Genomic DNA, 437 nt, shown 5'->3' on the forward strand with positions numbered 1-437 from the left:
CCGGCGGGAGAGGGCTGGGGAGAGGGTGGCTCTATGGACTGCACGAGTTTTATTTACCTAAACCTGTAAAACCACCCCCATCCTAGCCTTCCCCCGCCGGACGGGGGGAAGGGACAGGATTGCTGATACGGCAAAGAGGTCGTCTGAAAACTGGGATTTATGAATTTCAGACGACCTCGTTCATCATCAGACCACGCCGAACACTTCTCCGCCGTCATTCCCGCGCAGGCGGGAATCCATTTTTGGGATTAGATTTGTTCGGATGATTTTTAAGATTTTTGTTGCGAGATTTCTATTATCGAAAAATAGATTCCCACCGTAGCCTGCCCTCACGCAAGCAGAATGGGAATAACAGTAGTTGGATAGAAATTTATGTCACACCCTGCAACCTGCCCCCTCTCCTGTCCGGCGGGAGAGGGCTGGGGAGAGGGTGGCTC

Origin of the sequence: Neisseria sp. HMSC065D04, from assembly GCF_001815675.1 — a bacterium.
Taxonomy (GTDB): Bacteria; Pseudomonadota; Gammaproteobacteria; order Burkholderiales; family Neisseriaceae; genus Neisseria.